At 54.4% G+C, this 8852-nt stretch carries 4 protein-coding genes; all 4 read left to right on the forward strand.

All coding sequences use genetic code 11. The features are described 5' to 3' along the window. The first annotated feature begins 201 nt into the window (after positions 1-201). The 4 genes from ABYK60_RS14080 (at position 202) to ABYK60_RS14095 (ending at position 8602) form a co-directional block, all read left to right on the forward strand. On the forward strand, positions 202-1593 hold the full coding sequence (locus ABYK60_RS14080) for a PhoH family protein (RefSeq protein ID WP_372872654.1): 1392 nt from the start codon (positions 202-204) through the stop codon (positions 1591-1593). A 192-nt stretch (positions 1594-1785) separates the two neighbouring features. Next, the gene (locus ABYK60_RS14085; protein ID WP_372872655.1) at positions 1786-5502 is read left to right on the forward strand and encodes a response regulator; all 3717 of its coding nucleotides are present in this window, start codon (positions 1786-1788) and stop codon (positions 5500-5502) included. 15 nt (positions 5503-5517) lie between these two features. Then, positions 5518-7899: a zinc-dependent metalloprotease gene (locus ABYK60_RS14090; RefSeq protein ID WP_372872656.1), complete on the forward strand. Its 2382-nt coding sequence runs from the start codon at positions 5518-5520 to the stop codon at positions 7897-7899. A 160-nt stretch (positions 7900-8059) separates the two neighbouring features. Further along, complete coding sequence (locus tag ABYK60_RS14095; protein ID WP_372872657.1) at positions 8060-8602, forward strand: hypothetical protein; 543 nt, start codon at positions 8060-8062, stop codon at positions 8600-8602. The last annotated feature ends 250 nt before the right edge of the window (positions 8603-8852 follow it).

The following is an 8852-nucleotide window of genomic DNA, read 5'->3' on the forward strand; positions in this document are numbered from 1 at the left end:
AGGTCATAAAAACCGGGTTCAATAGGGGAAGGAAACGTTTACCCGCCAATACCCCTGCGTTGGGCTGTTGAGCTTTTATCTGAAGGGTGCCAGTATTAAGTTAATGACGACATTTGTTTTTATCAGCCCGGGAGGTTTTACACACAATAAGAAAGCGCACTGAAAACAATATCGCCCTATGTCACTAAAACCGGAGGCGCCATGGAACAAGACGACAGAAAGTTGTTTGTACTGGATACCAATGTTTTATTGCACGAACCCTTAGCGATTTATTCTTTCAAAGAACACGATGTCGTCGTACCGATGACAGTGCTCGAAGAGCTTGACCAGATTAAAGATCGCAAGCGGGACGTCAGTCGTGACGCCCGGGTCGCCATCAGGGCACTGGAAGATACCCTGGGAGGTGAAACCACACCCGAGCAAATTATTGAAGGTGTTTCTTTACCGGCCCGTGAAGGCCATGACGCAACCGGCACACTCGCCATATTTCCTGATCATCAACTCCCTGTTTCTGCCGGTAATCTGCCCGGCGATCATAACGACAATCGAATAATCAATACTGCGCTGCACCTGCAAAAGCTGCATGCTCCCCGTGCGGTGGTGCTGGTCACTAAAGACATTAATATGCGCCTTAAGGCCAAGGGCGCAGGCATTAAGCTGGTGGAGGATTACCGAACTGACCAGCTTATCGATGATATACGTTTCTTAACCAAGGGTTTTCATCAGTTTGAGGGTAATTTCTGGGAGCATCTGGAAAGGGTATCTACCACCCGTCATGGCCGTCAGACCATTCACGAAGTGCCCTTGAAGGATTTGGAAGATGATCATCTGTATATCAACCAATACCTGATTGACGAAGAATCAGATTTTTGTGGCCGGGTTGTCTCCAAGGATGATACCCACCTGCATATCGTGGATTTGGGGCGCAGCCGGCTGCTGAATCTTGAAGCCTGGGGCATACGCCCGAAAAACGTGTATCAGGGTATGGCACTGCAGGCACTGCTGGATCCGGATATCGATATGGTTATCCTCACCGGTCCTGCCGGCTGCGGTAAAACCCTGCTGGCTATGGCTGCTGCGCTGGAACTGGTGGTGGAGCGTAATCAGTACGATAAGGTGATTGTCACCCGTAATACGCCGGAAATTGCCGAGTCCATCGGCTTTTTGCCCGGCACTGAGGAAGAAAAAATGGCACCCTGGCTGGCGGCCATTACCGATACCCTGGAGGTGTTACATAAAAACGATGTTAACCCCCACGGCTCCATGAACTACATCATGGAAAAGGCCAATATTCAGTTCAAATCCATCAACTTTATGCGTGGCCGTTCTATCCAGAATGCTGTTGTGCTCTTGGATGAATGTCAAAACCTCACAGCATCGCAAATCAAAACCATGATCACCCGTATGGGAGAAGGCACCAAGCTGATTTGCTCGGGAAATCTGGCACAAATCGACTCCAACTATCTGACTGCTGTTACCTCGGGGCTGACCTACATTGTGGAGAGGTTCAAGAACTTTGAGGGCAGTGCCAATGTCTATCTCAATGGTGTGGTCAGATCCCGTCTGGCGGAGTTTGCCGAAGAACATCTGTAACCTGCGGACGTAATCGCCACAAAACGGACCCGTCAGGGTCCGTTTTTGTAAAGAAACTGGTGTAAAACCAGCCAGTTTGAAACAAATTTCGTGATAATTATTTTATGTGCCTTCATTCCGGTTCCTGTTACTATACCCAGTCGGGTATTGCCGGTTTGGCACCCATTTTCAGGGGATGCGAAAGGTTTTTTGATGAAATCGAATGAGCCGGATCTTCAGCTCAAATCGCCTATTCAACGTAACTACAATAAGGCGGTGTTTTACACCTACATAGGTGTAATCGTGATGGCGTGTCTCACTGCCTGGTTTTTCTTTGATCGGGAGAAAAACCAGTTGCTGGCCCAGCGCGAAGAGCAAATCGATCGCCACGTATTGCAGATTGACCTGTTGCTGGAGTCCAGTATCCGCGCGGTAAAAAGCTTGCGGGATGTGGCGGTGGATCATTTGCGTCTGGGTGAACTGGTGCGTAAAGAGCGCTTGCCCCAGTACGAAAAGTTCAACCAGAATGGCCACTATTTCACCCTCGAACCCCACTACGCCGAGAGCGGTCAGCCCTTTACCAATATGGGCCGCATCACAGGTACCGGCTCCCTGAAAGACCGGACCGATAAGTTTTATCAGGAACTGGAGATGCTGTTTGAGCTCTCCCTGTCTTTCCCGGTGGCCAAAGAGGCGGCGCCCAAGGCATCGGCCATTTATTACATCTCCAAGCGGCGGATGATGTCCTATTATCCCTGGCCCTTGGACGAACAGCGCTTTCGCGATGAACTGCTGAACAAGAAACAGTTTCAGCTGGCCACACCGGCCATGAACCCCCAGCGCAGCGTGTTCTGGAGTGAGGCTTATCTCGACTCCAGCGACAAGGGGCTTTTGACCACCCTGGGTGTGCCCATCTATCTGGAAGATGAGTTTATCGGCTCCATCAATCTGGATATGACACTGGCATCGCTGGCGCGGCAAATCCGCCTGTACTTCAAGATGCCGGGCACGGTTATCCTGCTTGACCAAAGCAACAATATTCTGTCCCACTCCGACATGGACGGCGAGGATCTCAAGCGGGTTTATCACATCAGCCAGCGCATTCCTTCTGAGCTGCATTCGTTGCCGGAGTCTGAACTCTTTGATGCCCATGGCGGCGTTATCCGCAACGGCTATTACATTCACTCGGTGGCGCTGCACAACGCGCCGTGGCGGCTGTTATACATTCAGGATGTGGACGACCTCTTTAAAGACAGCTGGGAGAAGCTGCAGCTGACCTTTATTCTGGTGGTATTGGCGCTGTCGGTACTGGTTACCATAGTGCACTGGCAGACCCGCCGCTCCTTCGTAAGCCCTGCATCAAGGCTGCTGTCGCACCTCGAGGGCTGTTCAGTACACCCCATGCCGGCGCCGGAAAAAGTGACCGCGGGCTGGGAGCCCTGGTTTGCCCTGGTAAGCCGTATTTTTGAAGAGAACCAGCAGTACACCAAACACCTTGCCGAGCAGAATAAACGCCTCGATAAGCTGGTGGCCCGCCGTACCGAGCGTCTTAAAGAAACCACAGAGCGACGGGAGCGTGAATATGCACTCTTGCGCTCCTTGCTGGACTCCATTCCCGAGGCCATTGTCTTTAAAGACAAAGAAGGCCACTACCTTGGTTGTAACAAGTCGGCTGAACGCATGCTTGGCTTCAGTGAAGCCGAGATGATTGGCCTCTCCAGCGAAGAACTGACCACCCCGGAGCAATCCAGCCGCATTCGTGCCGAAGATGAGCAGGTGCTCAGCGAGCGCACCCCTTTGCGTTATCAGGAAAAAATTGAGCTGGCCGGTAAACCTGTGCTGCTCGATACCCTTAAATTGCCATTCTATAACCGCCGAGGCGAGTTGATGGGCCTGATTGCGGTGTGGCGTGATGTGACCCGCGAATACGAGTCGGCCGAACAGCTGCGACTCTCGGAAGAGCGTTACCACCTCGCCATGGATGCAGTGGAAGATGGCCTGTGGGACTGGTATCTGGACTCAGAGCAAATCATCTGTAATCCGGCCTATTACTCCATGCTGGGCTACAAGACCAACGAGTTCCCTGCGCTGTTGTCCACCATCGACAGCCTTATCCATCCGGATGACAGCATCCGGGTGCAGGAATACCGCGAACAGTACCTCAAAGACCCTGTCGGAGCCTTTGAAATTGAATTCCGCATGCGGGCCAAAACCGGAATGTACCACTGGATGCTCAGTCGCGGCCGGGTAGTGGAATTTACCCAGGATGCCCAACCCAAGCGGATGGTGGGTACCCACAAAGACATCACCCGCCACAAGAGTAACGAAGTGGCACTGCTGGAGGCCAAGCAGGATGCGGAACTGGCCAACCTTTACAAGAGCGAGTTCCTGGCCAATATGAGCCACGAAATCCGCACCCCCATGAACGCCATTATCGGCATGTTGCAGCTGGCGGGGCGCACCAGTCTGACGGAACAGCAAAAGGACTACCTCGACAAGGCCAGCTTCTCTGCCCAGTCGTTGCTTCGAATCATCAACGACATCCTCGATTTCTCCAAGATTGAGGCCGGTAAGCTCGAGCTGGAAAAGGTGGCCTTCCCGCTGGACAAGGTGCTTGACCACACCCTGGATCTCAATGCTCTCAAGGCGCAGGAGAAAGGTGTTGAGCTGCTGCTGTACGCACCAGTTACGGCCGGACTGATGCTTAAGGGTGATCCGCTGCGTCTGGGGCAGGTGTTGATTAACCTGTTGTCCAATGCGGTTAAATTTACCCAAAATGGTGAAATTGAGCTGGGTTGTGAGGATGTGGGTGAGCGGGATCACCGTATCACCCTTAAATTCTGGGTGCGTGACACCGGCATAGGTATCAGCCGCGAGCAGCAGGAGAAACTGTTTGATGCCTTCGCCCAGGCCGATGGCTCCACTACCCGTAAATACGGCGGCACAGGCCTGGGGCTGTCTATCAGTAAGCATCTGGTGTCCATGATGGGTGGTACCATGCAGGTGGACAGCGAACCCGGAGCCGGTTCAACCTTCAGCTTTACCGTGAGCTTTGAAATTGCCGAAGAGGCGCGGGTTGAACCCATAGTGGTGCCAGAACGTTTGGCCAGCCTGCGGACCCTGGTGGTGGACGATAACCCCACGGCACTGCAAATTTATTCTGCGGTGATGCGCGATTTCCATTTTGACGTGGAAACCGCAGCCAGCGGCGCCGAGGCGCTGTACAAGCTGGGGCGTCACCCGATAGATCTGGTGTTGCTCGACTGGATGATGCCCGAGATGGACGGTATTCAGGTCATAGATGCCATTGATTATATGGTGGCTCAGGGCACACTGGCGACCCGTCCGGTGATCATCATAATGACTGCCTATGCCGCTGAGCCACTCAGGATGGATTTGGACAGTGACCGGGTGTTTGCCATGTTGCAAAAGCCGTTCAAGGCTTCCAGCCTGTTTGATGAAATCATCCGCGCATTCGCTCCGGCGGCTCCGGAGGCACTGCCCGCGCCCGATGTCAGTGATGACAGTGAGCACAAGGGGGTGGTGCTGCTGGTAGAAGATAACTTTATCAACCAGCAGGTGGCCACCGAACTGTTAAAGAGTGCCGGTTACGAGGTGGATGTGGCCGATAATGGCCAGATTTCTCTCGAGATGGTTGAAAAGCGCAGCTACGATGCGGTACTCATGGATATACAAATGCCGGTGATGGATGGTCTTACCGCCGCCACTGAGCTTCGCAAGCGTTACAGCTTTGATGAGTTACCCATTATCGCCATGACGGCCCATGCCATGTCGGGCGACCGTGAGAAGAGTCTGGCTGCGGGCATGAATGCCCATATCACCAAGCCCATAGTATTGACAGAGCTGTTTGACACGCTGAGTCACTGGATAGGACACAAAGAGAAATACAGGGGCCGGTCCCAGCCCTGACAACAAGGAGATAAAATGAAACCCTCGACCCTCGTACTGGCACTGCTGCTGGCGAGTGCGCCAGCCATGAACGTGTCTGCCGCCGATAATTCTGCCGGTATTATCAAACAGAGCCAGTCGGCCAGGGGGTTTCTGAATTTCCATTACCACGAGGGTGATGTTTATCTCGAGGCCAATCGGCTTAATCAACCCTTCCTGCTGGTCACCAGCCTGCCACAGGGCGTAGGTTCCAACGATATCGGCCTGGATCGCGGCCAGTTGGGGCGCACAAGAATGGTGCAGTTTGAGCGCATTGGCCCAGACCTTATTCTGCGGGAACTCAATACCCGCTACCGCGCCGACAGCGACTATGCACCTGAGCAGCGGGCAGTAAAAGAAGCCTTTGCTGACTCCATTTTGTGGCGCGCCCCGGTAGTTAAAGGCAAGAAGCCTCTGGCACCCTTGAATGGGCTGGTGCTCAGCGATTTACACGGCGTCACAGATACGCTTAAAGCCAGAGGGCAGGGGGCTTTCAGCCTGGATAGCTCACGCTCGCTGATTATGCCTGACTATGTGAAATCCTTCCCCGGCAACAGTGATGTGGACGTGCAACTGACCTTTGCCTCCGGTGAGCCGGGTGCTTATGTCGCGCAGGTCGCACCAGACCCCAAAGCCATTTCCATCCGCATGCGGTTCTCGTTTATTGCCCTGCCCGAGCCAGGCTATGTCGCCCGCGACTATCATCCGCAAAGTGGTTATCTGTCCAACGAGTATCTGGACTACGCGACTGCCATCGACCAGAGCGTGGTCAGGCGCCAGTTGCTGCGCCACCGTTTGCAGAAAAAGACCCCCGGCGCCGCGCCTTCTGAAGTGGTTGAGCCCATAGTCTATTACCTCGACCCGGGGGTACCTGAGCCTATCCGCAGTGCCCTGCTTGATGGCGGCCGCTGGTGGGAAGATGCCTTCAATGCTGCCGGTTTTATCAACGGCTTCAAGATGGAGCTGCTGCCGGAAGATGCTGATCCGCAGGATGTTCGCTTTAACGTGGTGCAGTGGGTGCACCGCGCCAGCCGTGGCTGGTCATACGGCTCGGCCATTGCTGACCCGCGCAGCGGCGAAATTATCAAGGGTCATGTGACCCTGGGTAGTCTGCGGGTGCGGCAGGATCATCTTATTGCCCGTGCTCTCACCGCCGGTTGGGAAGACAGGGAAGCTGCCGCCAAGGCCGCCGAGCATCTGGCGCTTGAGCGTATTCGCCAGCTGTCTGCCCACGAGATTGGCCACACCCTCGGCATTGATCACAACTTTGCCGCTTCCAGCAACAACAATGCCTCTGTGATGGATTACCCTCACCCCATGGTGAGCCTCAATGGCGGTAAGATTGATATTTCCACCCCTTATACTCCGGGTATTGGCGAGTGGGATAAGTTTGCCATTGCCTACGGCTACGCTGACTTTGGCGCCGATGAAGCGGCGGGGCTGTCCAGGCTGCTGGCGGACGTACAAGCCAAGGGCCTGCGCTACATAGGTGAGAGTGACTCCCGCAGCCCGGATGCCAGCCACGCCTACGCCAGCCTGTGGGACAATGGCACAGATCCTGTGGCAGAGCTTTCCCGCCTGCAGGAGGTACGCCGCAAGGCGTTGGCCGACTTTAATCCCCAGGCGCTGCTTCAGGGCGAGCCTTTGGGTGAACTGGCCGATGTGCTGGTGCCGCTGTACCTGCTGTCGCGCTACCAGATTGAAGCCGCCATCAAGGTGATAGGCGGCACCGACTACGCTTACGATGGTGCCTACAGCTGGCACTATATGGCACCGGAGCTGCAAAAGCAGGCGCTGGGCACAGTGCTCGCCACCCTGGATACCGCTGAACTGACCTTGCCAAGGGAGTTGGTTGAAGGCCTGTTGCCAAAGCAGGGTAATTATCAGGCCAGCCGCGAAAGCTTTGCCTCGGGTCTTGGCATACTGCCGGACCCCATCGGCATGGCCGAGGTGCTGTCGCGCCATACGGTGACAACTCTGTTGATGCCCAAACGTCTGAATCGGGTAGAACAGGGCTTTCAGAGCGACAGTGAGCAGCTTTCGGTTACCACCCTGGTAGACAGGCTGTTTGCCGTGACTCTGTTTCAGGAGGGCAGGAATGGCCTTGAACGTGGCGTGTGGATGCGCCTTAATGCCGTGTCTGTGGATGCGGTGCTCGATGCCTTCCACCATGAGGATACGTCTCCCGAAGTCAAGGCCGTGCTGGGTGCCAGGCTCGCCTACGCCCAAAAGCAGCTGGAACGGAAAACCAGTCGCTCCAGCGAGGCTGATGCAGCCCACTATCATTACCTGTCGCAGGGCATTGCACGGGGGCTTGACGATGCCGCGGCGCGCATTATCAGCAAACCATTGCCCATGCCGCCGGGCTCGCCTATCTGACGTTGTTTCGCAAAAACAGCGCCAAAACAGCGCCAAACGCGGGCTTTTTTATCTGAACCTGTGGCAATCCTTGCTGACATCAATGTCATGCTTTTGCTGCAGGTTCACGGTGAAAAAAAGCTGCTAAGATAATCACTGCAAGTCAGTTTCAAAGGAATGAATGATGACAAAACTGGTGTTATTGCTGTCAGTACTGACAGCCTGTTTTTTTGGTTACCGCCATTATATGGCTCCCCTCCCCCTCGAGAGTCACTTTCTGGCCAGTATTCCGGTCAAGGTGCGCATGCTGCCCAAGCCCGATACTGCCTCCCACATGACAGGCCAGGTCAGCATTGAGCAGGTGGTAAATCAGCAGGTTGAAAACGGTGAAATGACCCTGGTCGTCGTGGCCATGGGTACTGCGTTTGATGTGTTTGATGAGCAGGATATCAACGAGTTATCGCTGGAAGACTTCGACAGCATCAGCCGCCGCTTTGGTAACGATTTTGGGATTAATGCCGCCATCAGCCGTCGTGGCTTTATTCAGCACCAGGGTAAAAAGGGCTACGAACTGGTGATTAACCTTGGCGAAGAAAAGGGTGAGATGGTGCAGCATATCTATACCCACGACAATCATATGCTGCTTTTAATGGCCAGTTACACCGCTGATGGCCGGGAAAAACAGACCGCGCAGGCATTCCTGGATTCGGTGGAGTTTCTCTGACAGGGACCGTAAACCGTAGACCGTAGACCGTAGACCGTAGACCGTAGACCGTAGACCGTAGACCGTAGACCGTAGACCGTAGACCGTAGACCGTAGACCGTAGACCGTAGACCGTAGACCGTAAACCGTAGACCGTAGACCGTAGACCGTAGACCGTAAACCGTAGACCGTAGACCGTAGACCGTAGACCGTAAACCGTAGACCGTAGACCGTAGACCGTAGACCGTAGACCGTAGACCGTAGACCGTAA

This window comes from Shewanella sp., assembly GCF_041630135.1.
Taxonomy (GTDB): Bacteria; Pseudomonadota; Gammaproteobacteria; order Enterobacterales; family Shewanellaceae; genus Shewanella.

What these genes read in the sequence shown, in the direction of transcription:
- ABYK60_RS14095 (WP_372872657.1), top strand. Translation starts at nt 8,060, where the DNA reads ATGATGACAAAACTGGTGTTATTGCTGTCAGTACTGACAGCCTGTTTT.
- ABYK60_RS14085 (WP_372872655.1), top strand. Translation starts at nt 1,786, where the DNA reads ATGAAATCGAATGAGCCGGATCTTCAGCTCAAATCGCCTATTCAACGT.
- ABYK60_RS14090 (WP_372872656.1), top strand. Translation starts at nt 5,518, where the DNA reads ATGAAACCCTCGACCCTCGTACTGGCACTGCTGCTGGCGAGTGCGCCA.
- ABYK60_RS14080 (WP_372872654.1), top strand. Translation starts at nt 202, where the DNA reads ATGGAACAAGACGACAGAAAGTTGTTTGTACTGGATACCAATGTTTTA.